24 protein-coding genes are annotated in these 24,762 nt (G+C 71.7%); 9 read left to right on the top strand and 15 right to left on the bottom strand.

The annotated features are described in order from the left end of the window. Positions 1-59: 59 nt before the first annotated feature. The 4 genes from BMW67_RS14275 to BMW67_RS14260 all read right to left on the bottom strand — a co-directional run bounded on the left by BMW67_RS14275 (position 60) and on the right by BMW67_RS14260 (position 4,497). Entirely contained in the window at positions 60-635 is a 576-nt protein-coding gene (locus BMW67_RS14275) for a DUF924 family protein (protein WP_072748351.1), read from the bottom strand. Between the two features lie 81 nt (positions 636-716). Beyond that, on the bottom strand, positions 717-2,009 hold the full coding sequence (locus BMW67_RS14270; protein WP_072748350.1) for an MFS transporter: 1,293 nt from the start codon (positions 2,007-2,009) through the stop codon (positions 717-719). A gap of 90 nt (positions 2,010-2,099) precedes the next feature. Continuing rightward, positions 2,100-3,152: a tRNA preQ1(34) S-adenosylmethionine ribosyltransferase-isomerase QueA gene (gene queA / locus BMW67_RS14265; protein ID WP_072748349.1), complete on the bottom strand. Its 1,053-nt coding sequence runs from the start codon at positions 3,150-3,152 to the stop codon at positions 2,100-2,102. A 70-nt stretch (positions 3,153-3,222) separates the two neighbouring features. Then, positions 3,223-4,497, bottom strand: a complete 1,275-nt coding sequence (locus BMW67_RS14260; protein ID WP_083581590.1) for an RSP_2647 family RNA methyltransferase — start codon at positions 4,495-4,497, stop codon at positions 3,223-3,225. 199 nt (positions 4,498-4,696) lie between these two features. On the opposite strand from BMW67_RS14260, the gene mazG reads away from it, so the two are divergent. The 9 genes from mazG (at position 4,697) to BMW67_RS14215 (ending at position 15,404) form a co-directional block, all read left to right on the top strand. Continuing rightward, positions 4,697-5,614 (top strand): nucleoside triphosphate pyrophosphohydrolase, encoded by a 918-nt coding sequence (mazG, locus tag BMW67_RS14255; protein ID WP_072748348.1) that lies wholly within the window; start codon positions 4,697-4,699, stop codon positions 5,612-5,614. A gap of 82 nt (positions 5,615-5,696) precedes the next feature. Further along, positions 5,697-6,710: a Fe(3+) ABC transporter substrate-binding protein gene (locus tag BMW67_RS14250; protein ID WP_072748347.1), complete on the top strand. Its 1,014-nt coding sequence runs from the start codon at positions 5,697-5,699 to the stop codon at positions 6,708-6,710. A 136-nt stretch (positions 6,711-6,846) separates the two neighbouring features. Further along, a complete protein-coding gene (locus BMW67_RS14245; protein WP_072748346.1) occupies positions 6,847-7,266 on the top strand; it encodes a Fur family transcriptional regulator in 420 nt (139 codons plus the stop codon). Between the two features lie 59 nt (positions 7,267-7,325). Continuing rightward, complete coding sequence (gene eno, locus BMW67_RS14240) at positions 7,326-8,606, top strand: phosphopyruvate hydratase (RefSeq protein ID WP_072748345.1); 1,281 nt, start codon at positions 7,326-7,328, stop codon at positions 8,604-8,606. Positions 8,607-8,734: 128 nt separating this feature from the next. After that, positions 8,735-9,040, top strand: a complete 306-nt coding sequence (locus tag BMW67_RS14235) for an FtsB family cell division protein (protein WP_072748344.1) — start codon at positions 8,735-8,737, stop codon at positions 9,038-9,040. Positions 9,041-9,369: 329 nt separating this feature from the next. Next, entirely contained in the window at positions 9,370-10,404 is a 1,035-nt protein-coding gene (pdhA, locus tag BMW67_RS14230; protein WP_072748343.1) for a pyruvate dehydrogenase (acetyl-transferring) E1 component subunit alpha, read from the top strand. Between the two features lie 14 nt (positions 10,405-10,418). Then, entirely contained in the window at positions 10,419-11,816 is a 1,398-nt protein-coding gene (locus BMW67_RS14225) for a pyruvate dehydrogenase complex E1 component subunit beta (protein ID WP_072748342.1), read from the top strand. A gap of 10 nt (positions 11,817-11,826) precedes the next feature. After that, positions 11,827-13,149, top strand: a complete 1,323-nt coding sequence (locus BMW67_RS14220; RefSeq protein WP_072748341.1) for a pyruvate dehydrogenase complex dihydrolipoamide acetyltransferase — start codon at positions 11,827-11,829, stop codon at positions 13,147-13,149. Between the two features lie 176 nt (positions 13,150-13,325). After that, the gene (locus tag BMW67_RS14215; RefSeq protein ID WP_072748340.1) at positions 13,326-15,404 is read left to right on the top strand and encodes a calcium-binding protein; all 2,079 of its coding nucleotides are present in this window, start codon (positions 13,326-13,328) and stop codon (positions 15,402-15,404) included. Between the two features lie 9 nt (positions 15,405-15,413). Here BMW67_RS14215 and cysE read toward each other — a convergent pair whose 3' ends face one another. From cysE to BMW67_RS14160, 11 genes are all read right to left on the bottom strand, one after another. Beyond that, positions 15,414-16,220, bottom strand: coding sequence for a serine O-acetyltransferase (gene cysE / locus BMW67_RS14210; protein ID WP_072748339.1), 807 nt, complete (start codon positions 16,218-16,220; stop codon positions 15,414-15,416). A 95-nt stretch (positions 16,221-16,315) separates the two neighbouring features. After that, a complete protein-coding gene (locus tag BMW67_RS14205; protein ID WP_072748338.1) occupies positions 16,316-16,534 on the bottom strand; it encodes a hypothetical protein in 219 nt (72 codons plus the stop codon). Between the two features lie 27 nt (positions 16,535-16,561). Beyond that, positions 16,562-17,260, bottom strand: a complete 699-nt coding sequence (locus BMW67_RS14200) for a DUF2793 domain-containing protein (protein ID WP_072748337.1) — start codon at positions 17,258-17,260, stop codon at positions 16,562-16,564. Then, entirely contained in the window at positions 17,253-21,176 is a 3,924-nt protein-coding gene (locus BMW67_RS14195; protein ID WP_072748336.1) for a baseplate multidomain protein megatron, read from the bottom strand. Before BMW67_RS14195 ends, BMW67_RS14200 begins: the two co-directional genes overlap by 8 nt. A 4-nt stretch (positions 21,177-21,180) precedes the next feature. Further along, complete coding sequence (locus BMW67_RS14190) at positions 21,181-21,645, bottom strand: NlpC/P60 family protein (RefSeq protein ID WP_072748335.1); 465 nt, start codon at positions 21,643-21,645, stop codon at positions 21,181-21,183. Continuing rightward, the gene (locus tag BMW67_RS14185) at positions 21,620-22,507 is read right to left on the bottom strand and encodes a DUF2163 domain-containing protein (RefSeq protein ID WP_072748334.1); all 888 of its coding nucleotides are present in this window, start codon (positions 22,505-22,507) and stop codon (positions 21,620-21,622) included. Before BMW67_RS14185 ends, BMW67_RS14190 begins: the two co-directional genes overlap by 26 nt. Beyond that, on the bottom strand, positions 22,507-23,130 hold the full coding sequence (locus tag BMW67_RS14180; RefSeq protein WP_072748333.1) for a DUF2460 domain-containing protein: 624 nt from the start codon (positions 23,128-23,130) through the stop codon (positions 22,507-22,509). The genes BMW67_RS14185 and BMW67_RS14180 overlap by 1 nt, the downstream gene beginning before the upstream one ends. A 34-nt stretch (positions 23,131-23,164) precedes the next feature. After that, a complete protein-coding gene (locus BMW67_RS14175) occupies positions 23,165-23,797 on the bottom strand; it encodes a phage tail tape measure protein (protein ID WP_072748332.1) in 633 nt (210 codons plus the stop codon). Between the two features lie 2 nt (positions 23,798-23,799). Continuing rightward, entirely contained in the window at positions 23,800-24,024 is a 225-nt protein-coding gene (locus tag BMW67_RS14170; RefSeq protein WP_072748331.1) for a rcc01693 family protein, read from the bottom strand. Next, positions 24,021-24,344 (bottom strand): gene transfer agent family protein, encoded by a 324-nt coding sequence (locus BMW67_RS14165; protein ID WP_072748330.1) that lies wholly within the window; start codon positions 24,342-24,344, stop codon positions 24,021-24,023. The genes BMW67_RS14170 and BMW67_RS14165 overlap by 4 nt, the downstream gene beginning before the upstream one ends. 3 nt (positions 24,345-24,347) lie before the next feature. Continuing rightward, entirely contained in the window at positions 24,348-24,755 is a 408-nt protein-coding gene (locus BMW67_RS14160) for a phage major tail protein, TP901-1 family (RefSeq protein WP_072748329.1), read from the bottom strand. Positions 24,756-24,762 lie beyond the last annotated feature (7 nt).

Below are 24,762 nucleotides of genomic sequence, written 5' to 3'. Positions count from 1 at the left end.
ACCGCTCAATGACGCAAGGGCGCCCTGCGCCGCGCGCAACGCTCGGCCGCGAGGGGCGCTCAGGCGGCCATGTCGTGCACCGTGCGCGCATAGCCGCCGGCCGCCAGATAGGCCTCTTCCTCGGGCGTCGATGCGCGCCCCAGCGCGGCGTTGCGGAAGGGAAAGCGCCCGAAGCGGCGGATCACCTCGCGATGGGCGCGCGCATGGGGCAGGTTCCGGGCGCGGCCTTGCGGCATGCGCGCGGCCACGAGGCGCACGCAGCGGTCCTGGTCGGCGATCGCCTCGGAGTGCATCAGCGGCAGGTAGAAGAACTGCCGCGCAGGTTCGGGCACGCGCAGATCGTGCCCGCGGGCGATGGCCAGCTTGGCCAGGCGCAGCGCGCGTTCATCGGCCGCGAAGGCCTGCGGGCGGCCGCGGAACATGTTGCGCGGGAACTGGTCCAGCAGAATGATCAACGCCAGCGCCGAGGACGGATCGACCAGCCAGTGATCGAAGGCCCCGAGCCGCGCCGCGCGCCAGCCGCCCGAAAAGCGGCGGCGCACGGCCTCGTCCAGATCGTCGGAAGCCTCGTACCAACGCTTCTCGCCCACATCGTTGAGCCAGAACTCGAGTATCTCCTGCGGCGTCGCGCTCATCTCCGCGTCTCCTTCGGCATTCCCCGGCGCCGACGGGCCGGCCGGCGCCTGTCTTCAGCGCATACCCGACGCAAGGTCATGTCAAGGAATTTGGCGCTCCTCGGCCTTTTCGGCCTCGGCCTGCTCCGCGTCATGCGCCTCGCTCTGCTCGACCGCGTATTCCTGCGCCAGCTCGACCACCACCGCCGAGGCCGTCGGCGCCACGGGCGCGTAGGCGATCGTCTCGTCCACCGGCACCGAGGGCCGCTGCGTCATGCGGTAGAGCGCGTAAAGCGTGATCGCGCCCATCACCGCCCCCATGAAGCCGAAATAGGCGAGCGTGCCGAAGGCGCTCATGGCATAGCCGATCAGCACCGGCCCGCTCACCGCGCCGACGCCGTTGATGAAGATCAGCCCGCCGGCGGCCGACGCCATGTCCTCGGGATCGAGGAAATCGTTCGTGTAGGCGATCAGCAGCGAATAGAGCGGGTTGGCCATGCCGCCGATCATGAAGGCCGCGGCCACCTGCGCCTCGAAGCGCCCGCCCGACGCCATCGCCCCCGCCGCCGACAGCGCGGCGACCGCCGTCACGCCGATGATCAGCAGCCGCCGGTCCACCCGGTCCGACAGCCAGCCGACGGGATACTGGAACACCAGCCCGCCCACATAGATCGCCGCCACGAAGATCGAGATCTGCCGGGTCGTCAGCCCCGCCTCGGCGCCGTAGACCGCCGACATGCCGAACATGGCCGAGAAGACCGCGCCGAGGAAAAAGGTGCCCACGCAGCCCAGGGGCGAGCTTTCGTAGAGCCGGCGGAAAGACATCGGCTTGCTGGCCTTGAACACGGGCGCCGGGCTGACCGATAGCAGGATCGGCGCGAAGGACAGCGACACCGCCACCGAGATGACGATGAACAGCTCGTATCCCGCCGGATCGCCCAGGTTGATGGCGAACTGCGCCGTGACGATGCCGACCATCTGCACGATCATGTAGATCGACAGCAGCTGCCCGCGCGTCTCGTTCGTGGCCGAGTCGTTCAACCAGCTTTCGGCCACCACATAGACGGCAGAGAAGCAGAACCCCACCACCAGGCGCATCAAGGCCCAGCCGAGCACGCTGGGGGCCAGCGCATAAAGCACGAACACGGCCGAGATGATCGAGGCCATGGCCGCGAAGACGCGCACATGCCCCACCCGCCGGATCAGCAGCGGCGTCAGCCGCGAGCCGCCCAGGAAGCCGAGGAAATAGGCCGACATGACATAGGCCATCTCGTCGACCGAAAAGCCCTCGATGGCGCCGCGCAGACCCAGCAGCGTGCCCTGCATGCCGTTGCCCAGCATCAGCAGGAACATGCCGAACAGCAGCGCCCAGGAGTTGGAAAGAATGGAAAGCATGCGCGCCTCGCGTGAGATTCGCCGGCATGATAGCCGCGAAGACGGAATGTTTCGTGACCGAAGCGACTTCTGGACGCGCCGCCGCGGCGCTCAGGGGATCAGCAGCGACGCGTCGCCGTAGGAATAGAAGCGGTAGCGCTCGGCCACCGCATGGGCGTAGATGCGCCGGATGCGCTCGACCCCCATCAGCGCCGAGACCAGCATCATCAGCGTCGAGCGCGGAAGGTGGAAGTTCGTCATCAGCCCGTCCACGGCGCGGAAGCGATAGCCGGGCGTGATGAAGATGTCGGTCTCGCCCGACCACGGCCGCAGGCGCCCGTCCTCGTCCGCCGCGGTTTCGAGCACCCGCAGCGCCGTGGTTCCGACTGCGATGACCCGCCCCCCTTCGGCGCGCGCGCGCGCGATCGTCTCGGCCGCCTCGGCCGAGATCTCGCCCCACTCGGCGTGCATGCGGTGATCCTCGACGCGCTCGGCCTTGACCGGCAGGAAGGTGCCCGCCCCCACATGCAGCGTCACGCGCGCCGAACGCACACCCGCCTCGTCGAGCGCGGCCAGAAGGGGCTGGTCGAAATGCAGCGCGGCCGTGGGCGCGGCCACCGCGCCCGGACGCGCGGCGAAGACGGTCTGGTAGTCCTCCTCGTCCTGCGCGTCGGCGGGGCGGCGGGCGGCGATGTAGGGCGGCAGCGGCATCACGCCCGCCGCCGCGATCGCCGCGTCCAGCTCGGGCCCCGCGCGGTCGAAGACCAGCGCCACCTCGCCGCCCGCGCCGCGCTCGGCCACGCGCGCGCGCAGCCCGCCGGCGAAGAGAATCTCGTCGCCCTCGCGCAGACGTTTCGCCGGCCGCGCCAGGGCCCGCCACGCATCCGCGCCCGCGCGCTCGAGCAAGGTCGCCTCGATGCGCGCCACGCCCGAGCCGTCGGCCGTCTGGCGGCGGCGCTCGCCGAAAAGCCGCGCCGGGATGACCCGCGTGTCGTTGAACACCAGAACGTCGCCCGCGCGCAGCAGCCGCGGCAGATCGGCCACGCGAAGATCGTCGATCGCATCGCCCCGCGCGGCCAGCAGACGCGCCGCGCGACGCGGGCGAACCGGGCGCAGGGCGATCAGCTCTTCGGGCAGGTCGAAATCGAATTCGTCGACGCGCATTTCGTTCTCCGTCTGCGGCGAAGGCGCCCCCTTACCGGCGCGCGCGGCGCGGCGCAAGGGGGCGCGCCGCTCAGTCGAGGGCGAAGACCAACGCCTTGAGATAGCTCGTCTCGGGCAGCGCCGGGTGAACGGGGTGGTCGGGCCCCGCGCGCCCCGACCAGATCAGCCGCGCGCGCCTTCCCGCCGCGCGCAGCCCCTGCGCGCAGGCGGCGCGGAAGGCCTCGGCGTCGACGGCGTGCGAGCACGAGCACAGCGTCAGCCATCCCTCTTCGGCCACCAGCGGCGCGGCCATGCGCGCAAGGCGCCGATACGCCCGCAGCCCGGCCTCGCGCGCCTGTCGCGAGGGCGCGAAGGCGGGCGGATCGCACACCACCGTCTCGAAGCGCGCGCCCTCTTCGGCCAGCGCCGCCAGCGCCTCGAAGGCGTCGGCGCGGCGCGTCTCGAAGCGATCCGCCACGCCCGAGCGGCGCGCGCCCTCCTCGGCCAGCTCGAGCGCGCGCGCCGACCCGTCCACCGCCAGCGCATGCGTCGCCCCCGCCGCCAGCGCCGCCAGCGCGAAGCCGCCCACATGGCTGAACACGTCCAGCATCCGCCCCCCGCGCGCCAGCCGCGCGACGAAGGCGTGGTTCGGGCGCTGATCGTAGAACAGGCCAGTCTTCTGCCCGCCGGTCAGATCGGCCATGTAGACCGCCCCGTTCATCGGCGTCGGCACGGGGCCGTCCAGCCCGCCGCGCAGCACCCGCACGCCGTCCTCCAGCCCCTCGGCCCGGCGCGCGCGCGAGGCGCCGTTCAGCACCACCGTCCGCACCCCCGTCACGCGGACCAGCGCATCGACCAGCGCCTCGATCCGCGCATCGGCCCAGGCCGCGTTCGGCTGCACCGCCGCCGCGTCGCCGAAGCGGTCGATCACCACCCCCGGAAGGCCGTCGGCCTCGGCATGGATCAGGCGGTGGAAGGGCGCGTCGAACAGCGCCTCGCGCAGCCGCTGGGCGCGGGCGATGCGCGCGGCGAACCAGTCGGCGTCCACGCGCGCGGCCGGGTCCTCGTCCAGAAGGCGGGCGGCGATCACGCTGTCGGGGTTGAAGGCCGCCAGCCCGAGGGGCGCGCGCTCGGCGTCCTGCAGCTCGACCAGGCTGCCCGGCGCCAGCTTGCGCGTGCGCCGGTCCATGACCAGCTCGTCCGCATAGGCCCAGGGCGCGCCCGCCGACAGACGCCGCCCCGCCTTGGGCCGCAGGCGGACCGTCGGCCGCGTCGCCGGGTCGTCGCCCGCCGGCGCGGAAGGGTGCGCGGCCTCGGCCGCCTCGCGGGCCCGGGCGGAGGGGTGATCGCTGTCTGCGCTGCTCATCGGGGCTCTCCTGACTCGTCGGGCCCCTCACTACAGCCTTCGCGCATCCGACGGAACAGCCCATGCGCGCGCCCGCGGCCAAGGCGCCCGGCCCGCGCAAGGCGACCCCGCGCCCCCGGCCGTTGCATCGCCGCGCCCGCGCGCCATACTGCGCGCGCCGATCCCCGGCCGCCGAACCCGTCCCCGCCAGGAGCCGACCATGTCCGACCGTCCCCATCCCGCGCGCCCCCTGCCCCGTCCGCTGTCGGACCGGCTGGTGAACGACCCCGAGGGCGGCCTCGAACGCCTGCGCGAGATCATGCGCCGCCTGCGCGAGCCCGGCCATGGCTGCCCGTGGGATCTCGAGCAGGACCACCGCTCGATCGCCCCCTACGCCATCGAGGAGGCGCACGAGGTCGTCGACGCCATCGAGCGCGAGGCCTGGGACGAGCTGCCCGCCGAGCTGGGCGACCTTCTGTTCCAGGCCGTCTTCCACGCCCAGATGGCCGAAGAGCGCGGGCTGTTCGGTCTCGACGACGTGCTGCGCGCCATATCCGACAAGATGGTCCGCCGCCATCCGCACGTCTTCGCCGCGCCCGACCCCGCCCGCGACGCCGCCGCGCAGACCCGCGCCTGGGAAGAGATGAAGGCCCGCGAGCGCGCAGGCGCGCAGCACGCTCCCGCCGGCGCGCTGGACGGGCTGCCGCGCGCCCTGCCCGCCCTGACCCGCGCGGCCAAGCTGCAGGCCCGCGCCGCGCGCGTCGGATTCGACTGGCCCGATGCCGGCGGCGTCGCCGACAAGATCGCCGAAGAGGCGCGCGAGCTGGCCGAGGCCGCCGCCGCGTCCGATCCGGCCGCGATCGAGGAGGAGATGGGCGACCTGCTCTTCGCCGCCGCCAATCTGGCGCGCCGGCTGGACGTCGATCCCGAAACCGCGCTCAGGCGCGCCTGCGCCAAGTTCGAGCGCCGCTTCCGCGCCGTCGAGCGCGCCCTGGCCGCCCAGGGGCTGCGCCCCGAGGAGGCGACGCTCGAACAGATGGACGCGCTCTGGAACGCCGAGAAGGCGCGCGAGCGCGCCGCGTCGGACCGGGACGGAGACGGGGACGGAGAAGGGGACGGAGGCGCGCGCGGCGGCTAATCCAGATTTTTTTCATCAGGCATTGACCCGACTCTTTTTCTCGGATTAAAGCAGGGCCGTCCCTCAACGACGGAGCCCATCCATGCGGAAAACCGATCTTCTCGCCGCCCTCGCCCTGAGCGCCGCCGCCGTCCTGCCGGCCGCGGCCGCCGACGAGGTGAACGTCTATTCCTACCGTCAGCCCGAGCTGATCGATCCCCTGTTCGAGGCCTTCACCGAAAAGACCGGAATCAAGGTCAACTCGGTCTTCCTCAACAAGGGCATGGTCGAGCGCCTCAAGGCCGAGGGCCGCCGCTCGCCCGCCGATCTGGTCTTCACCGTCGACATCGGCCGCTTGAACGAGCTGGTCGAGGCCGACGTCGTCCAGCCCGTGCGCTCGGCGACGCTCGAGGCCAACATCCCCGCCGCCTTCCGCGACCCCGAGGGGCGCTGGTTCGCCCTGACCGCCCGCGCGCGCGTCGCCTACGCCTCGAAGGAGCGCGTGAAGGACGGCGAGATCACCACCTACGAGGACTTCGCCTCGGACAAGTGGCGCGGGCGCATCTGCACCCGCTCGGGCGCGCATCCCTACAACCTGGCGCTGACCGCGGCGATGATCGCCCATCACGGCGAACAGGCGACCGAGGAATGGCTGCGCGGCGTCAAGGCCAACCTGGCGCGCAAGCCCCAGGGCAACGACCGCGCCCAGGTCAAGGCCGTCTGGGCCGGCGAATGCGACGTCGCCATCGGCAACACCTACTACATGGCCAAGATGCTGGCCGATCCCGAGCAGCGCGAATGGGCCGAAAGCGTGCGCATCGTCTTCCCCACCTTCGAGAACGGCGGCGCGCACATGAACGTCTCGGGCGTGGCCATGACCCGCTCGGCGCCCAACCGCGAGAACGCCCTCAAGCTGATGGAGTTCCTCGTCTCGGACGAGGCGCAGCGCCTCTACGCCGAGCTCAACGCCGAATACCCCGTCAAGCCCGGCGTGCCGCCCTCCGAGCTGATCCGCAGCTGGGGCGAGTTCACCCCCGACGACCTGCCCCTGGTCGAGATCGCGCGCAACCGCCCCGCCGCGCTCAAGCTGGTCGAGAAGGTGGATTTCGACGGCTGACCCGCGCGCCCCGCGCCCGACCGCGCCCCCGCCCCCGGCGGGGGCGCTCGCGCATCCGGCCCTCGGCTCTTTCGCCCGCCGCGGCGATGCGCTATCAACCCGGCGACCCTCCCGTTTCGCCCCGGACGGAGACGCCATGCCCGGCGAAAGCATCATCGAACGCTGCGAGGCCAAGGGGCTGCGCATGACCGGCCAGCGCCGGCTGCTGGCGCGCCTTCTGCAAGAGGCCGACGACCATCCCGACGTCGAGGAGCTGCACCGGCGCGCCGCGCAGGAGGACGCCAACATCTCGCTGGCCACCGTCTACCGCACCGTCAAGCTGCTGGAAGAGGCCGGGATTCTCGAGAAGGTCGATTTCGGCGACGGCCGCGCCCGCTACGAGGACGCCGAGCGCGAACACCACGACCACCTCATCGACCTGACCACCGGCGACGTGATCGAATTCGTCGATCCCGAGATCGAGGAGCTTCAGGAACGCATCGCCCGCCGTCTGGGCTACGAGCTGCGCGGCCACAAGCTCGAGCTTTACGGCGTCCCCATCAAGCGCAAGGGCTGACGCCCGCCGCATCCACCCCTGGGGCCGCATCCGCGCCCCGACCAGCTGGAGACCACCGCATGAGCGCCATCATCGACATCACCGCACGCGAGATCCTCGACAGCCGCGGCAACCCCACCGTCGAGGTGGACGTCACGCTCGAGGACGGCAGCTTCGGCCGCGCCGCCGTGCCCTCGGGCGCCTCGACCGGCGCGCACGAGGCCGTCGAGCTGCGCGACGGCGGCGAGCGCTATCTGGGCAAGGGCGTGCAGAAGGCGGTCGACGCCGTCAACGGCGAGATCTTCGAGGCCCTGGCCGGCGTGGACGCCACCGAGCAGCTGGCCATCGACCGCGCGATGATCGAGCTGGACGGAACCCCGAACAAGAGCCGCCTCGGCGCCAACGCCATCCTGGGCGTCTCGCTGGCCGTGGCGCGCGCGGCGGCCGAAAGCGTCGGCCTGCCGCTCTACCGCTATGTCGGCGGGACCTCGGCGCGCGTCATGCCCACGCCGATGATGAACATCATCAACGGCGGCCAGCACGCCGACAACCCGATCGACATCCAGGAATTCATGATCATGCCCACCGCCGCGGCGACGATGCGCGACGCGGTGCGCATGGGGGCCGAGATCTTCCACACCCTCAAGAAGGAGCTGGCCGCCGCCGGGCACGCGACCTCGGTCGGCGACGAGGGCGGCTTCGCGCCGAACATCGGCTCGACGCGCCAGGCGCTCGACTTCATCATGGCCTCGATCGAGAAGGCCGGCTACGCCCCCGGCAAGGACGTGCATCTGGCGCTCGACGCCGCCTCGACCGAATTCCACGTCGAGGGCGCCTATCGGCTCGAGGGCGAGGGCAAGACCCTGAGCTCGGCCGAGATGGCCGACTATCTGGCCGCGCTCGTCGCCGACTATCCCATCGTCTCGATCGAGGACGGCATGGCCGAGGACGACTGGGAGGGCTGGCGCATCCTGACCGAGCAGCTGGGGGGCAAGTGCCAGCTGGTCGGCGACGATCTGTTCGTCACCAACCCCGCGCGGCTGCGCGACGGCATCGCCCAGGGCTGCGCGAACGCGCTGCTGGTGAAGGTCAACCAGATCGGCACGCTGTCCGAAACCATCGAGGCGGTCGAGATCGCCCACCGCGCCGGCTATGCCTCGGTCATGTCCCACCGCTCGGGCGAGACCGAGGACGCGACCATCGCCGACCTCGCCGTCGCGCTCAACTGCGGGCAGATCAAGACCGGCTCGCTGGCGCGTTCGGACCGGCTGGCCAAATACAACCAGCTCATCCGCATCGAAGAGGAGCTGGGCGAGGCCGCCGTCTATGCCGGCGGCTCGTTCATCCGCGGCCGCGGCTGAGCCGAGGCGGCGACAAGCCCATGCGCGGCCCCTTGGCGGGGCCGCGTTTTCGTGCGATTTTCCTCAAACGCGCCGCAAACGTGGCGCGCGCAAGCCGGCAGCAGCCGCCGAACCGAGGTCGCACGCCCATGCCCGACGCCGTCGCAACGCCCCGCGCCGCCGCCGCCGCGCTGTTCTGCCTGGCCATCCTCGGGGCCGCCGTCTATTTCGCCCACGCCGCGATTCAGGGCGACACCGGCATTCTGGCGCGCATGCGGCTCGAGGCGCAGGAGGCGCGGCTGCGCGCCGAGCTCGAAATGCTGCGCCAGGAGCGCGCGCGCATGCAGAACCTGACCGAGCGCCTGTCGGAACGCAGCCTCGACCTCGACCTTCTGGACGAGCGCGCGCGCAAGACCCTCGGCTACATCCGCCCCGACGAGATCGTCGTGCGCTGAGCGCGCGCGTCGTTGTCGTGCGCCGAGCGCGCGCTTGACGCATCTGGGCCGGGCGCGTGCGCCATCTTCATGCGACCAAGCGCTGAATTGCATGCGCCGCCCGCCTCACCCCCACGCCGCCCGCCTCACCCCCACGCCGCCCACCATCGCACGAGGGGCGCGGGAACCGGCGCGCCCGGCGCGCTCCGGCCGGCTGCGCGCAAACCGGCCATGCGCCCGCCGCAGGGCTGACGTTGCGATAGGCGCGTGATTTTCCCGCACGGCGGCTCTAGAGTGCTACGAAAGTTCAACGGTCGACGAACCGCTCAAGCGGTCGAGGAGGACACCGAATGGCCACCGCCAGACGCGCCGGCGCCAAAGCGCCCGCCAAGACCAGCGCCGCCGGAAAGGCGCCCGCCAAGCCCGACGCCGACAAGGACGAGCTGCTGCGCTACTACCGCGACATGCTGCTCATCCGCCGCTTCGAGGAAAAGGCCGGCCAGCTCTACGGCATGGGGCTGATCGGCGGCTTCTGCCATCTCTACATCGGGCAGGAGGCCGTCGTGGTCGGCGCCGAGGCGGCCGCCAAGGAAGGCGACCAGCGCATCACCTCGTATCGCGACCACGGCCACATGCTGGCCTGCGGCATGGACCCCAAGGGCGTGATGGCCGAGCTGACCGGCCGCGCCACGGGCTATTCCAAGGGCAAGGGCGGCTCGATGCACATGTTCTCGCGCGAGAAGAACTTCTACGGCGGGCACGGCATCGTCGGCGCGCAGGTGCCCATCGGCGCCGGGCTCGCCTTCGCCAACCGCTACCGCGGAAACGACAACGTCAGCTTCACCTATTACGGCGACGGCGCCGCCAACCAGGGCCAGATCTACGAGGCCATGAACATGGCCAGCCTGTGGAAGCTGCCCTGCATCTTCATCATCGAGAACAACCAGTACGCCATGGGCACGCGGCTTGACCGCGCCTCGTCCACCCCCGCGCTCTACACCCGCGGCGAGGCCTTCGCCATTCCCGGCGAGGCGGTCGACGGCATGGACGTGCTGGCCGTGCGCGACGCCGCGCGCAAGGCCGCCGCGCACTGCCGCGCCGGCAAGGGCCCCTACATCCTGGAAATGAACACCTACCGCTATCGCGGCCACTCCATGTCGGACCCGGCCAAGTACCGCACCCGCGAAGAGGTCCAGAAAGTGCGCGAGACCCGCGACCCCATCGACCATGTGCGCGATCTGCTGGTGAAGGCCGGCATGGCCTCCGAGGACGACATCAAGGCCATCGACAAGGAGATCCGCGCCATCGTCAACGAAGCCGCGCGCTTCGCCCAGGAAAGCCCCGAGCCGGACGTCTCCGAGCTCTGGACCGACATTTACGCCTGAAGGGAGAGCGCAGCATGGCCATCCAGATCCTGATGCCCGCCCTCTCGCCGACCATGGAGGAAGGCACCCTCGCCAAGTGGCACGTCAAGGAGGGCGACAAGGTCTCGGCCGGCGACGTCATCGCCGAGATCGAGACCGACAAGGCGACCATGGAGTTCGAAGCCGTCGACGAGGGCGTCGTCGCCCGAATCCTCGTGCCCGAGGGGACCGAGGGGGTGAAGGTCAACGAGCCCATCGCCATCCTCGCCGAAGAGGGCGAAGACGCGGCCGAGGCCGCCGCCGGCGCCGAGGCCCCCGCGGCCGAGGCCCCCGCCGCCGAGACCGCCGCGGCGCAGGCGCCCGCCGAACCCGCCGCGCAGCCCTCCGCCGCGCAGCCCCCGGCCGCGCCCCGGGCGGCCGAGCGCGCCCCCGACTGGCCCGCCGACGCCCCGATGAAGAAGCAGACCGTGCGCGAGGCCCTGCGCGACGCCATGGCCGAAGAGATGCGCCGCGACGAAAGCGTCTTCCTCATGGGCGAGGAAGTGGGCGAATACCAGGGCGCCTACAAGGTCAGCCAGGGCCTGCTCGACGAGTTCGGCGCGCGCCGCGTCATCGACACCCCCATCACCGAGCACGGCTTCACGGGCCTCGGCGTCGGCGCCGCCTTCGCCGGCCTGCGCCCCATCGTCGAGTTCATGACCTTCAACTTCGCCATGCAGGCGATCGACCAGATCATCAACTCGGCGGCCAAGACGCTCTACATGTCCGGCGGGCAGATGAACTGCCCCATCGTCTTCCGCGGCCCCAACGGCGCCGCGGCCCGCGTCGCCGCCCAGCACAGCCAGGACTACGCCGCCTGGTATGCGCATGTGCCCGGCCTCAAGGTCGTCATGCCCTATTCGGCGGCCGACGCGAAGGGGCTGCTCAAGACCGCCATCCGCGACCCCAACCCGGTCATCTTCCTCGAGAACGAGATCCTCTACGGCCGCTCGTTCGAGGTGCCGCAGGTGGACGATCTGACCATCCCCTTCGGCAAGGCGCGCATCTGGCGCGAGGGAGAGGACGTGACCATCGTCAGCTTCGGCATCGGCATGACCTACGCCCTCGAGGCGGCCGAACGCCTGGCCGACGAGGGCATCTCGGCCGAGGTCATCGACCTGCGCACCCTGCGTCCGATGGACATGCCGACCGTGCTCGAGAGCGTGCGCAAGACCAACCGCTGCGTCACGGTCGAAGAGGGCTGGCCCGTGTGCTCGATCAGCGATCACCTGGCCGCGACCATCTCGCGCGAGGCGTTCGACTGGCTCGACGCGCCCGTGCTCTCATGCACCGGCAAGGACGTGCCCATGCCCTACGCCGCCAATCTCGAGCGCCTCGCCCTGGTCACGACCGACGAGGTCGTCGCCGCCTGCAAATCCGTCTGCTACCGCTGAGGAGGCGACCATGGCCATCCAGATCCTGATGCCCGCCCTCTCGCCGACCATGGAGGAAGGCACCCTCGCCAAGTGGCACGTCAAGGAGGGCGACAAGGTCTCGGCCGGCGACGTCATCGCCGAAATCGAGACCGACAAGGCGACCATGGAGTTCGAGGCGGTCGACGAGGGCGTCATCGCCCGCATCCTCATCCCCGAGGGAACCGAGGGGGTGAAGGTCAACGAGCCCATCGCCATCCTCGCCGAAGAGGGCGAAGACCCGGCCGAGGCCGCCGCCGGCGCCCAGGAAGCCCCCGCGGCCGCTCCGGCCAAGGCGGAGGCCAAGGCAGAGGTCGGGGCCGCCCCCGCCGGGGCCGATCAGGCCGCCCCCGCCCAGCCGCAGACCGCGGCGCCCGCGCCGGCGGCGGCCGGAGGCGGGCGGATCTTCGCCTCGCCCCTCGCCCGGCGCCTTGCCCGCGAGCTGGGCGTCGATCTGGCCGCGATCAAGGGCAGCGGGCCGCACGGGCGCATCGTGCGCGCCGACGTCGAGGCCGCCGCGCGCGCCCCGGCCAAGCCCGCCCCCGCCGCGCCGGCGCAGACGCAGGCCCCCGCCCAGCCCGCCAAGGGCGCCGAGGCCCAGGACGTGCGCAAGCTTTACGCCGACGCGCCCTTCGAGGAGGTCTCGCTCGACGGCATGCGCCGCACCATCGCCGCGCGCCTGTCCGAAGCCAAGAGCACCATCCCCCATTTCTACCTGCGCCGCGACATCGAGCTGGACGCGCTGCTCGAATTCCGCGCCCAGCTCAACAAGGCGCTCGAGCCGCGCGGGGTGAAGCTCTCGGTCAACGACTTCATCATCAAGGCCTGCGCGCTGGCGCTGCGCCAGGTGCCCGACTGCAACGCGGTCTGGGCGGGCGACCGGATCCTGAAGTTCAGCCGCGCCGACGTCGCCGTGGCGGTGGCGGTCGAGGGCGGGCTCTTCACCCCCGTGCTGCGCGGCGCCGACGCCAAGTCCATCTCGGCCCTGTCGGAAGAGATGCGCGACCTGGCCGAGCGCGCCCGCGCGCGCAAGCTCGCCCCCGCCGAGTATCAGGGCGGCAGCTTCGCGATCTCGAATCTGGGCATGTTCGGCATCGACGATTTCGACGCCGTCATCAACCCGCCCCACGCCTCGATCCTGGCCGTGGGCGCGGGCGTGCGCAAACCCGTCGTCAAGGGCGACCAGATCGTCCCGGCCACGGTGATGCGCGTGACGCTGTCGGTCGATCATCGCGTCATCGACGGGGCGCTTGGCGCGCGCTTCCTGGCCGCGATCAAGGAGAACCTCGAAAACCCGATGACCCTTCTGGCCTGAGCGCCGCCCGCCACGCCACCCAAACGCCTTCAAGGGCCGCCGGCGCATCGCCCGGCGGCCCTTTTTCGGGCGCAATGATGAACGAAAAACGAAATTGCCGCTGCGTCGCTGACAGGAAAAATGGACCAACTTGGTTCGCGCAGACCCGGCGCGGCGAGGCTCAAGGGGGAAATATTATGGCCGTCAACTTCATTTCAGGAAATTCGACCAGCAGCGTCAATGTCGCCGGCTCCACCGACGCATGGGTGCTGACCCAGGGAAGCGGCCTTTACGCGAATTCATACGGCTTCCTGATCGAGAGCGGCGTATCGAACGCCCGGGTCGTGATCGAGGGCGACCTCGTCACCACCTCGGCGGGCGTGGCCGCGAATGCGGGCCCCCGCAACTCGGTCGAGATCGGGTCCGAGGGCTCGATCCGCGCCGCGCGCCCATCCACGGGCGTCTACCTGCTGGTCCAGAATGACGGGGATCAGGGCGGCTCGGTGATCAACGAGGGCCAGATCGTCGCCGGCAAGGGCGTCTGGCTCGAGGGATGGGGCGCCACGGTCGTCAACGTCGGAACGATCAGCACCGGCTCCGCCGCGATCGACGACGCCATCGGCGTCATCGTCCAGGACCCTTCCGCGACCGGCTATCTGAGGGTCGAGAATTCGGGCCTCATCAGCGCCTGGCGCGGGGTGGTGGTCGAGGCGGGCAACCTTGATGCGATGAGCAAGGCCGGCCAGATCGTCAACACGGGCACGATCTCGGCGGGTCAGACCGCCGTCGAGATGCATGGCGTGGCCGTTCTCGGCAATTCAGGCGTCATCAACGCCCCGGTCGGCGTCGTCGTCGCGGGGCCCAACGACCTCTACGGAGCCGGCTTCGGCCAGGTCGTCAACTCGGGCGTGATCAGCGGCGGCGAAACCGCCGTCGAGATGACCGGGCGGGCGGTTCTGGACAACACGGGCGTGATCGAAACGCCCGATTTCCTGTTCCGGCAGAGCGACGTGGTCAGCGGCGACGACGCGTCGCAGATCGTGACCAATTCGGGCGACATCCGCGGCCGTGTGAATCTGGGCGGCGGCAACGACGCGTTTCACATGCTGGACGGCACGCTGCTCGGCAACGTGTTTCTGGGCGCCGGCGACGACCTTTTCGTCTACGCCGGCGGCACGATCGAGCCCAACAAGGGCTTCTCGCAACGCACGGAGATCTACGGCGGCGACGGAAACGACGTCTTCGAGATCTACCAAAGCGGCGCCGCGATCTCCGGCGGCGCAGGCGAAGACTCCGTCTTTTCAAGCGTCAGCTTCCGCATCACGTCGTCCAGCATCGAACGCCTCTTTCTGATGGGAACCGACGACATCAAGGGTCTTGGCTCGAACAACGCGGACGACATCAGCGGCAATGCCGGCGCCAACATCATTCGCGGCTATGCCGGAGACGACACCATCTCGAGCGGCGGCGGCGACGACCGCATCTATGGCGGCCGCGGCAACGACAGCATTCAGCTTGGCGAAGGCGACGCCATGGTCCATGGCGGGCATGGCGACGACGAGATCACCGTTCAGCCCGGATCGACCTACGTCCTGCGCGGCGGCGCCGGCTTCGACACCGTGAATCTCGGCGCGCTCGACATCGAGAAGGAAGGCTGGATCATCAACCTCGCCAACCAGTCCAAGAACGCCGGCGCGGCCGAGGGGTCGCGCTTTCATGGTCTCGAGGCCTTCAACTTCTCGCAGGGATACTCGGTCATCGACGGCAAGGCCTTCGGCGTCGACGACGTGTTCCGGGGCCTGGCCGCCGACGAAACGGTCGATGGCGGCGTCGGCGACGACCTGCTGATCGGCAATGACGGGCGCGACACGCTGATCGGCGACCGGGGCGCCGACACGCTGACGGGCGGCCGCGGCGCCGACAGATTGATCGGCGGCCGAGACGCCGACAAGCTGCGCGGCGGCGCCGGCGCCGACGTGTTCGTCTTCGAAAAGGTCGAGGACAGCGCGCCCGGGGCGGCCGACGTGATCCAGGATTTCGGCGACGGACCCGACAAGATCGACCTCGGCGGCATCGACGCCGACCTCGGCGCCGCGGGCGATCAGGCCTTCGCCCTGGCCGGGACCAAGTTCACCGGCGCGGCGGGCGAGCTCATCATCTTCAACGCCGGCGGCAAGACCCATGTGCAGGGCGACGTCGACGGCGACGGCGCGGCGGATCTGGCGATCATCCTCAACGGCAAGCCGGCCCTCGACGCGGGCGACTTCCTGCTCTGACCGGCGCCGTCAGACCTGCTGGTTCATGCTGCGCGCCGGCTGTTCGCAGCCGGCGTCGCCGATGACCTGCGCCGGCACGCCCGCCACCGTCTTGCACGGCGGCACGTCCTTGAGCACCACCGAGCCGGCGGCGATGCGGCTGCAATCGCCGATGCGGATGTTGCCCAGAACCTTCGCCCCGGCGCCGATCAGCACGCCCCGGCCCACCTTCGGGTGCCGGTCGCCGTCCTCCTTGCCCGTGCCGCCCAGCGTCACCGAATGCAGCATCGAGCAGTCGTCGCCCACCACCGCCGTTTCGCCGATGACGATGGAGTGCGCATGGTCGATCATGATTCCCTTGCCGATGCGCGCGCCCGGGTGAATGTCGACCCCGAACTGCTCCGAGGTGCGCATCTGCAGGTGATAGGCCATGTCGCGCCGCCCCGCGCGCCACAGATGCGCCGCGATCCGATAGGCCTGCAGCGCCAGGTAGCCCTTGAAGAACAACAGCGGCTGCACATGACGGTGGCAGGCCGGGTCGCGCTCGTAGACCGCAAGGATGTCGGCGCGCACGGCCTCGCGCACGCCCTCGTCGCGGGCAAGCACCTCGTCCGCGATCTCGCGCAGCAGCAGCGCCGGCATCTCGGGCGATTCCAGCTTTTGCGAGATGCGGTAGCTGAGCGCGCCCTCGAGCGAGTCGTGATGCAGGACCACGGCGTGCACAAGGCTGCCCAGAAGCGGTTCGTTGCGCGCGATCTCCTCTGCCTCGGCGCGGATGCGCTCCCAAATCGGGTCGATCTTGGCGACGGCGGCGCGCGTGCGCGATGCGGTGGTCATGAGCGGCTCCGGCGAATGGACTCATGTCACAACATCGCGCTTTCGGGGGCGAGTTCAAGCGAAACCCGCCCCCGCCCCCTTCACGAGCCCGCGCGTCAGTCCGGGCGAAAGCGCCCCCCGACCCGGTTCGGCGGCGGCGCGCCGGCATGGCCGAAATTGAAGGCCAGCACCTCGAGCCAGCGATAGAGCCGCCCCGCCGGGCCGTCGTCGCGCGGCGTCGGCGTGGCCGCCACGATGATCGAGGCCGCGGTGCTCAGCACGCAGGCCGCCAGCAGCGCGTCCAGCGCCGCCGCCCCCAGCGCCGCAAGCGTCATGGCGCCGCTCCGCCGCTCGCGCGCGCCTCACACCGCATCGGGGACCGTCAGCGTCAGGTGGTGGATGGCGATGCGCAGCTGCCCGCCGGCGAAGTCGCCGCCCTCGGGCGTCAGGCGCAGCGGCGTCGCCTGCGGATAGGCCAGCGGCCCGCCGCAGCCCGCCGCCGCGGCGGCGTTGAGCGCCGTCGGCAGCCCCGCGCCATAGCGCGTCGGCGCCCCGGCCACGCCCAGCGACCAGCCCGTGACGCCGCCGATGGCCCCGATCACACGCGCGGTCACGCCCATCACGATCGCGCCCGCCGGGATCAGCCCCGCCGTATCCTGCGCCCCGCCCGGCGCGATGGCGTGATCGAATTGCAGCACGCTCATCTGCGCGCCGCCGGCCGCCGCCGCCGGAACCGACCACACGCCCCAGGCGAACACCGCGTCCAGCCCCTCGTCGGCGACGAAGGCCCGCCAGCCCGTCCTCGGGGTGACGAAATCCCAGCCGCCATTGACGAAGACGGCGATGTCGCCGTCCCGCCCCGCCCAGTCGCCCGAGGCGCCGGCCGGCACGATGTAGCGGTCGCCCTCGGCCGCCCCCGCCGGCGGGGACATGACCGCGCGGCTTTCCACCGCCAGCATGAAAAGCGAATCGAGGCGCGTCAGCGCCTCGTTCACCGTGACGTGCTTCTGCGCCTGACCGGCGGCCAGAAGCGGCAACGAGAGATTTGCCGTCTCAACCACTGAGCGTCGCCTTTCCTTCGATTCCAGGACCAAAGGCTTCCGAGATCTGCGCCACGCCGAAGCTCACCCCGGCAAGGCCGCCCCCGAAGCCGTCCGCCGCCTGCATGGCGACGTCGTAGACGAAGCCGGGGCCGTCGGCCTCGACCTCGCGCGCCACGGCGCCGCCGGGCGCGTAGACCCGCACCCGGTAGCGCTCGAACGCCTCGTCCAGCGGCGTCTCGCCGTCGGACCAGGCGTCGATGTCGCGGCGCGAGCGCCGCACCCAGCTCAGCGCCACGTCTCCGCCCGCCGTCAGCTCGGCGCGCAGATGCGCCGGCGCCCAGGGCCGCAGCCCCGTGGCCTGGTGCGTCCACACGGCGTGCTGGAAGCTGTCGTCGTTCAGGTCCCGCCCGCTCGGGCCGATGCGGTAATGCCGCTCGAGCCCGCGCGGCGCCTCGAACGCCGCCAGCTGCTCGCCCAGCATCACCAGCACCGCCCCCGCCGGGGCCGGATCGCCGATCAGCGCCTCGGTGCCGCCAAGCCCGCGCAGAAAGCCCGAGAGCTCGTATTCCCCAGGACCGACCAGCGCCGCCTCGCGGAACTGAAGCAGCTCCCACTGCCCGTCGGCGGCCGCCAGCGCCGCCAGATTGGCGCCGTTGAACACCGCCAGCTCGTCGGCCGACAGCAGCTCGCCCGACAGCATCTTCACCCGCACGCGCCCCCCCCGGCTCCAGCGCCAGGGCTGCGAGGCGGGAAGCGGGTCCACGAGCCGCGCCACCGTCGAAGGCCGGCGCAGCCGCGCGGCGAAGGCGTAGCCCTCGTCGCGGTCCGAGGCGTAGATGCTGACCGAGCCGGGCCAGTTGGCCGACCAGGCCGCCAGATACGCCTCGGTCTCGGACCCGCCGAAGCGCGCGAAGGGCACGTCCAGCAGCCGGAAGGCCGGCGGCGTGGGCGCGTCGCTTCCGGGCAGCGGCGCGCCGGGGTCCGAAGACACCGGCCGCGCCCCCAGCGCATAAAGCGCGCCGTCCACGCGCGTGGCCTCGATGCGCCGCGCCACGCCGTCGGCGATGCGCTCGATGCGATACTCGGCCCCGCCCGCGTCCAGCAGCCGCACCACGTCGCCGGGCTCGAGCGCAAGGCGCGAAGGCGGCAGCGAAAAGCGCGCCGTCTCGCGCCCAGCCGCCGTCTCGAGCGCCCAGCGCTCGGCGATGCGCCGCGCCGTCGCCCGCGTCAGCGCCAGCGGCAGCTCCGAGCCCTGCACCCCGAGCGCCCCGCTCTCGGGCGAGCGGATCTCCTCGGCGCCCGCCAGGTAGTCGGCGTCGCCGCGAAGATAGCCGATGCGCACGTCGCGCAGCGCCTCGCCCTCGGGCGCGCGGACCAGCTCGAACGGCGCGCCGCCCGAGGGGTCCTCGACCAGATCGCCCGAAGCCAGCTCGGCGCGCGGCGCGCCGCCCCGCATCACGAAGCGCAGCCGCCCGCCCGTCTCGTAGGCGTCGAAGGCATAGGCCAGCATCAGCGACTGAAGCGCCTCGCGCGCGCTGGCGGTGCGCTCCTGCACGAAGCCGTCCACGATCGCGTGCAGCTCCGAGGCGTCGGCCTCGGTCACCCCCGCGCGGTCGCAGATCTCGGCCACGACCTCGGCCAGCGAGGCGCCCGCCGTGCGCCCGTCCAGCCAGTGGCCGAGCTCGTGATTGGCGCCGTCCGACCAGATGTCCGAGCGGGACGGGAATTCGGGCCAGGGCCGTGCGTCCCACGTCCAGACATAGACGTTGTCGAGGTCGAGCATCGGCCCGCCATACACGTCCGAGACCGGGTTGTTCGCCGGGTCGGACCAATGGCGCGCCGCCGCCTGCAGCATGCGCCGCTGGATCAGGTCGTCGCGCGTGCCCTTCGAGTAGCGCGGCAGCGCGTTCTCCGAGGATTTCGGGTCCACGAACACGTTGGGCTGGTTCGTGCCCTTGTCCACGGCCGGACAGCCGATCTCGGTCAGCCAGATCGGCTTCATGCGCGGCCGCCAGGGCGTGCGCGCCGCCGAGCGCACGCCGTCGACGCGGTTGCGATGCGCCTTCGACCACCAGCTGAGCAGGTCCTTGGGCCGCCAGATCCAGTCCTCGCCATGGGCGCCGTCGACGATCGGCGTGCGGATCTGCGCGTCGCGGTCCGCCTCCGAGGCGTAATACCACTCATACCCCTCGCCCGCGGCGAAGCGGCTGCTAAGATAGTCGAGGTCGTAGATCGAGCGCGCCTCGCGCGCGTCGAGATGATCCTCGCCGTCGCGCCAGTCGGTGAGGGGCATGTAGTAGTCGACGCCCACGAAGTCGATCGCCTCGTCGGCCCAGAGCGGGTCGAGGTGGAAGATGCGGTCGCCGTTCGAGGGCTGATGGCCGAAATACTCGGACCAGTCCGCAGCGTAGCCGATCTTCGTCTGCGGGCCCAGCACCGCGCGCACGTCGCGCGCAAGGCGGCGCAGCTCCTCGACGGCGGGGTAGCTCTCGCGGCCCGAGCGGATCTGCGTCAGCGAACGCAGCTCCGAGCCGATGCAGAACGCATCCACCCCGCCCGCCGCCTTGCACAGATGCGCATAGTGCAAGATGAAGCGGCGCATGCGCCATTCGTCGGGCCCCGAATAGATCACCCGATCGCCCGACAGCTCGAAATCCTCGGGCTCGGCGTCGCCGAAGAAGGCCTGCGCCTCGACCTCGGCGAAGGGCGTCATGTCGGTCGTGCCCGGCACGTCGGGCGCGCGGTTGGTGGTGATGCGCCCGCGCCAGGGATAGGCGGGCTGCTCCTGCGACGGATTCCACGGGTCGGTCAGCCCGTTGCCCGCGGGAATGTCCATCAGGATGAAGGGGTAGAACATCACCCGCAGCCCGCGCGCCTTCATCTCGCGGATGAAGCGCACCACCGAGGCGTCCGAGGGCGTGCCGCCGAACACGGGCCGGCCCTGCGCGTCGCGCCCGATCAGATGCGCGCCGGCGCGGTCGGTCCCGCCCGCCGACCAGGGCTCGGGCGCGGTTTCGGCCTCGGCGTTCTCGACGCCCGGGCGCAGCTCGCACTGCTCGGCGCGCAGATCCGTGCCGAACCAGCTCACGACCAGCGACACCGAACGGCAGGCGGGCAGCTCGGTCTCGAGCTGATCGAGCGAGACCAGCGCATCCGCCTTGCCCGACGAGGTGTTCACGTTCACGTAGCGCTCGTCGCCCTCGTCGCGGATCTCGCGCACGGGGATGGTGTCGTAGACGAACTCGCCCGTGCCCGGCGACATGGCCACCGCCCGCACCACCTCGCGCAGCGGCAGGCCGTCCTCGCCGGTCGGCACCGCCCCGGGGCGCGGCTGGCGGAACACCTCGACGTTGATCTGCGGCATGCGGTTGCCGAAGGAACCCACGGGCAGGTCCTCGAACACCAGATAGGCGACGCCGCGATAGGCGGGGGCCTCGCCCTCGACCGCCTCGATCAGCGGGTCCGGGCCCTGGCTCTCGTCGCCCTTGTGCAGCCGCCAGGAGATCGCCTCCATGTCCAGCGGCTTGCCGTCGGCCCAGACCCGGCCGATGCGCTCGATGGGGCCTTCGCACAGCGCGACGGCGAAGCTGATGGTGTAGCTGTATTCGCTGACCGTCGGCCCGCCGCCCTTGCCGCCGCCGCGCCGGGCGACGTGCTCCTTGAAGCGGGTGGACCAGATGACCTGCCCCGCCACGCGCATGCGGCCCTGAACGCGCGGGATCGGCGCGCCCTCCTGCGAGGTCTGGATCCGCAGCGTCGAGGCCTTGCCCCGCGCCACCGCCTCGGACCCCGAGCCCAGAACCTTCTGGTCGATCAGCCCGCCGACGATCGCGCCCGCAGCCTGCCCGATCGTCGCCGCGCCCACGCCAAGAACCGCGCCGCCCGCGGCGCCGCCCAGCGCCGCGCCCGCCGCGGCCAGAACCAATGTCGCCATGTGCTTACCTCGGAAACCGGAAAGCCGCCGCGATGCGCCGCCGCCAGGATGGCCCCAGCGACGATTCCACCACGCCGCGGCCGCTGTAGGCGTGGATCATGCGCGGCTCGCCCTCGCCGCCCATGCAGGTCAGAATGCCCAGATGCTTGGCCGGCGCCGTGCGCCGCATCCGGAACAGCAGAACGTCGCCCGCCCGCGCCTCTTCGGGCGCAAGCGGCGTCATGTGCCGCGCCGCCGCGCGCCACAGCCGCTCGTCGCGGCTGGGCTCGGACCAGTCGGGGCTGTAGGGCGGCGGCGCCTCGGGCTCGGGGCCGATCACCTCGCGCCAGACGCCGCGCACCAGACCCAGGCAATCGGCCCCCGCCCCGCGCAGGCTGGCCTGATGGCGATAGGGCGTGCCCAGCCAGCCGCGCGCCGCGGCGACGATGGCCGCGGCGCGCGCGTCAACGAAACAGGGATCCGCCGTCATGATCTTCCTCCGAGCCCGGATAGCCCGCCGCCCAGTCCTCGCCGGGCATGTGCGGAAAGCCGCGAAAGCGCGTCAGATTGGCGAACTTGTCGCGGCAGGTCGCCGCGCTCTTGTCGCAGCCGGGATAAAGGTCGAACGCATCGCCCGCCGAGGGCGCGGCCGCCGGCGCCTTCCACAGCTCGATCTCGACCCCGCCCGAGCGCCGCGCAAAGCCCAGAACCGACTCGGTCCGGCCCGCATTCGCCCCGGTCCGCCAGACCAGGCGGCCCAGCGCATACCAGCCCTCGGGATGGGCCTCCGCATCCTCGAAGCCGGCGACGCGCAGCCGCCGCCCGTCAAGGACCGCAAGCACCGAGCCGGCCGCCGCCGTCAGCGTCACGCCGCAGCGCGCATCGCCCAGCTCGGCGTCGCACGAGCGCAGATAGACCCGCCCCATCGGCCGGTTGAGCGCATCGGACAGCCCGGTGAACTCGACCTCGAAGGCCTGGGCGCCGCGCCGGATCTCGCCCACGCGGCCGGCGAAGGCGACCATGCGGTTCTCGGGCGCGGTCCAGTCCACCAGCCACTGCGTGACGCGCGCGCCGTCGTAAAGGCCCAGCGCGATGTCCTCTTCGGTGATGGCGTCCGAGCGCAGCGCGCCCGTCGCCTCCATGTTGTCCACGCTCAGCCCCAGGCTGCGCTCGAGCTCGGTGCGCGTGAAGCCCGTCTCGGGCGCGAAGTCGATGCCCTCGAAGGACAGCGGCAGGTCGTGATCGGTGAACCCCAGCACGACCCCGTCGCGCCGCTCGATGGCCCAGCACCGGCACAGCGTCGTGACGCCGCTTTCCAGCGCGGCGTCGATGGCAGGCGTCAGCTCGCGCATCAGACACGCACCTCCACAACCGGGATCGAGGGGATCTCGCCCGCCTCCATCGCCGTCAGGCTGATCTCGATGCGCTCGGTGTCGAAGCGCACCGGCACGTCGAACTCGAACCCCGCCGTCACCAGCGCGCCGGGGGCGGGGGGCGAGGCGAAGGTGACCACGCCCGTGGTCGGATCGACCGAGACGTCCGTCCGCTCGATCCCGTCCACCGCCACGCGCACCGTGCCGGCCACGGGCTTGCGGATCGGGCGCACATAGGTCTGCGCGTCCGAGGCGTAGCTCTTGGTCAGCTGGAACGAGACCGCCGCCCCGTCGCCCACCCCCAGCGTCTGGTCGGTGGGCGCGGGCGCGGCCGAGGGGGCGCAGGACTTCCAGTCGATCCAGTCCTTCCACCGGAAGCCATGCAGCGGCCCCATGCGCGCCTCGAAGAAGGCCAGCACCTCGTGCAGATCGTCCAGCGAGCTCAGCCCCATGCCCGCATCGTAGCGCCGGCGCGAATGCGCCCAGGCGGCGTTGCGCTGCTCGTGGCCGTTGGCCAGCGTCACGATCTCGGTCCGCCGCTCGGGACCGCCCGTGGACCCGACCGACAGCCGCGTCGGGAACCGCACCTCATGAAAGCTCATCGGGCCCTCCTCGTCCTGCCGCGGCGCGCGCGGCTCACTGATGCCTCTGACCCGCGCGCACCGCGCGGGCGATCTGCGCGGCCACCTGCGCGCGCGAGCGGCGGAAGCTTTCGGCGTCCTGCGTGGTGATGTTGACCGTCACCCGCGCGCCGCCTCCGCCGCCCGCCGCCGCCACGCCCAGCCGCCCGTCGGCGCCGCGGCGCAGCGGCAGGATCGCCTCGGGCCCCGCCTCGCCCATCAGCCCGGTCCCGCCGCGCATGGGGAACATGGTCGGCCCCTCGACCACGCCCCCGCCGGCAAAGGCCCTCACCCGCCCGGCCGAGAACGCACCGCCGTCGGCGAACAGGCTCATCCCGCCCAGCAGGCCGCCCAACCCCTTGGTCAGCGCGCCGCCGATGCCGTCGGCCACCGCCCCCTGCACCGGACGCACCGCCGAGTCGAACACCCGTCCGGCCAGATCGCGCCCCAGCTGACGCAGCACGTCCGAAGCCTGCGCCCCGCCGAACATCAGCCGATCGAACGCGCCGCGCAGCGAGCCGCCGAGGGTGCTCGACAGGCTGCGCGCCTGCTCGCTCGAGGCGCGCATCTCGGCGCGCACCCGCCGCATCTCCTCGCGGAAGGTCGAGGCGCCCTCGGCCGCCCCCCGCAGATCCTCGAAATCGCCCATGCTCACTCCTGCTTCTCACCCGGCGCCGCGTCCGGAAAACGCGCGCGCAGCCGCTCGAGCGCCTCGCGGCTCATCGGCCGCGCAAAGCGCCGCCGCCACGGGGCCGCCGCCGCTTCCAGCTCGCGCGGGGTCATCGACCAGAACGCCTCGGGCGCCAGGCGCAGCTCGCCCAGCCCCAGGCGCATCAGCCCCGCCCAGTCCACCCGGGACCCGGCGCCGGCGCTCATCCCATCTCCTCCAGCGGCGCGAAGGTCGCCTCGAGCAGCCGCGCCGCCGCGCGCGCCGCGCCGTGCACGCCGCCCTCGATGCGCATCGCGCCCAGCTCCTGGTCGCTGATGGACGCGCCCGCGCCGCGCAGCCCCGCGCCGATCAGACGCAGCAGATCGGCGGCCGAGAAGCTGCCCTCCTCGAAGCGGCGCGCCAGCCCCACCAGCCCCTCGGCGCCCAGCGCCGCCTCCAGCTCGGCCAGCGCGCCCAGCGTCAGGCGCATGACGTGCGGGCGCCCGTCCAGAACGATCTCGACCTCGCCGCGCGCAGGATTGGCCATGGCTCAGATCCCCGCGAAGGTCAGCGCGCCGGCCGAGGCCAGGGCGACCTCGTAGACCGCCTCGCCGTCATGCTGGCCCGAATATTCCAGCGCCGTGATCTGGAACGGACCCGAGATGCGTCCGAAATCGGGCACGATCACCTCGCAGTCGGCGATCTCGCCGTTGAAGAACAGCTCGCGCATGCGCGCGTCGGTGGCGTCGTCCAGGAACACCCCCGAGCCGTTCACCGCCGCCGAGCGCACCCCCGCCCCGGCCAGAAGCTCGCGCCAGCGATCGGTCGAGCCGACATTGGTCACATCCACCGTCTCGGCGTTGAACGAGATGCGCGTCGCGCGCAGCCCCGCCACCGTCCGATACGCCGTGCCGTCATGGATCTTGAGCAGCAGATCCTTGCCCTTTTGAGCCGCCATTTTCGTT

This window comes from Oceanicella actignis, assembly GCF_900111545.1.
Lineage (GTDB): Bacteria > Pseudomonadota > Alphaproteobacteria > Rhodobacterales > Rhodobacteraceae > Oceanicella > Oceanicella actignis.
Note: the sequence above shows the minus strand (reverse complement) of the source record. Positions and strands in the feature narration are given on the sequence as shown.

Bases quoted from the DNA above. Each gene is read 5' to 3' on its own strand.
- BMW67_RS14185 (WP_072748334.1), bottom strand. From the start codon at position 22,507: ATGCGCGAGCTGACGCCTGCCATCGACGCCGCGCTGGAAAGCGGCGTC.
- BMW67_RS14250 (WP_072748347.1), top strand. From the start codon at position 5,697: ATGCGGAAAACCGATCTTCTCGCCGCCCTCGCCCTGAGCGCCGCCGCC.
- BMW67_RS14195 (WP_072748336.1), bottom strand. From the start codon at position 21,176: ATGGCGACATTGGTTCTGGCCGCGGCGGGCGCGGCGCTGGGCGGCGCC.
- BMW67_RS14235 (WP_072748344.1), top strand. From the start codon at position 8,735: ATGCCCGACGCCGTCGCAACGCCCCGCGCCGCCGCCGCCGCGCTGTTC.
- BMW67_RS14160 (WP_072748329.1), bottom strand. From the start codon at position 24,755: ATGGCGGCTCAAAAGGGCAAGGATCTGCTGCTCAAGATCCATGACGGC.
- BMW67_RS14180 (WP_072748333.1), bottom strand. From the start codon at position 23,130: ATGAGCTTTCATGAGGTGCGGTTCCCGACGCGGCTGTCGGTCGGGTCC.
- BMW67_RS14190 (WP_072748335.1), bottom strand. From the start codon at position 21,645: ATGACGGCGGATCCCTGTTTCGTTGACGCGCGCGCCGCGGCCATCGTC.
- pdhA (WP_072748343.1), top strand. From the start codon at position 9,370: ATGGCCACCGCCAGACGCGCCGGCGCCAAAGCGCCCGCCAAGACCAGC.
- queA (WP_072748349.1), bottom strand. From the start codon at position 3,152: ATGCGCGTCGACGAATTCGATTTCGACCTGCCCGAAGAGCTGATCGCC.
- eno (WP_072748345.1), top strand. From the start codon at position 7,326: ATGAGCGCCATCATCGACATCACCGCACGCGAGATCCTCGACAGCCGC.
- BMW67_RS14170 (WP_072748331.1), bottom strand. From the start codon at position 24,024: ATGAGCGCCGGCGCCGGGTCCCGGGTGGACTGGGCGGGGCTGATGCGC.
- BMW67_RS14225 (WP_072748342.1), top strand. From the start codon at position 10,419: ATGGCCATCCAGATCCTGATGCCCGCCCTCTCGCCGACCATGGAGGAA.
- BMW67_RS14270 (WP_072748350.1), bottom strand. From the start codon at position 2,009: ATGCTTTCCATTCTTTCCAACTCCTGGGCGCTGCTGTTCGGCATGTTC.
- mazG (WP_072748348.1), top strand. From the start codon at position 4,697: ATGTCCGACCGTCCCCATCCCGCGCGCCCCCTGCCCCGTCCGCTGTCG.
- BMW67_RS14275 (WP_072748351.1), bottom strand. From the start codon at position 635: ATGAGCGCGACGCCGCAGGAGATACTCGAGTTCTGGCTCAACGATGTG.
- BMW67_RS14220 (WP_072748341.1), top strand. From the start codon at position 11,827: ATGGCCATCCAGATCCTGATGCCCGCCCTCTCGCCGACCATGGAGGAA.
- BMW67_RS14260 (WP_083581590.1), bottom strand. From the start codon at position 4,497: ATGAGCAGCGCAGACAGCGATCACCCCTCCGCCCGGGCCCGCGAGGCG.
- BMW67_RS14245 (WP_072748346.1), top strand. From the start codon at position 6,847: ATGCCCGGCGAAAGCATCATCGAACGCTGCGAGGCCAAGGGGCTGCGC.
- cysE (WP_072748339.1), bottom strand. From the start codon at position 16,220: ATGACCACCGCATCGCGCACGCGCGCCGCCGTCGCCAAGATCGACCCG.
- BMW67_RS14175 (WP_072748332.1), bottom strand. From the start codon at position 23,797: ATGGGCGATTTCGAGGATCTGCGGGGGGCGGCCGAGGGCGCCTCGACC.
- BMW67_RS14205 (WP_072748338.1), bottom strand. From the start codon at position 16,534: ATGACGCTTGCGGCGCTGGGGGCGGCGGCGCTGGACGCGCTGCTGGCG.
- BMW67_RS14215 (WP_072748340.1), top strand. From the start codon at position 13,326: ATGGCCGTCAACTTCATTTCAGGAAATTCGACCAGCAGCGTCAATGTC.
- BMW67_RS14165 (WP_072748330.1), bottom strand. From the start codon at position 24,344: ATGGCCAATCCTGCGCGCGGCGAGGTCGAGATCGTTCTGGACGGGCGC.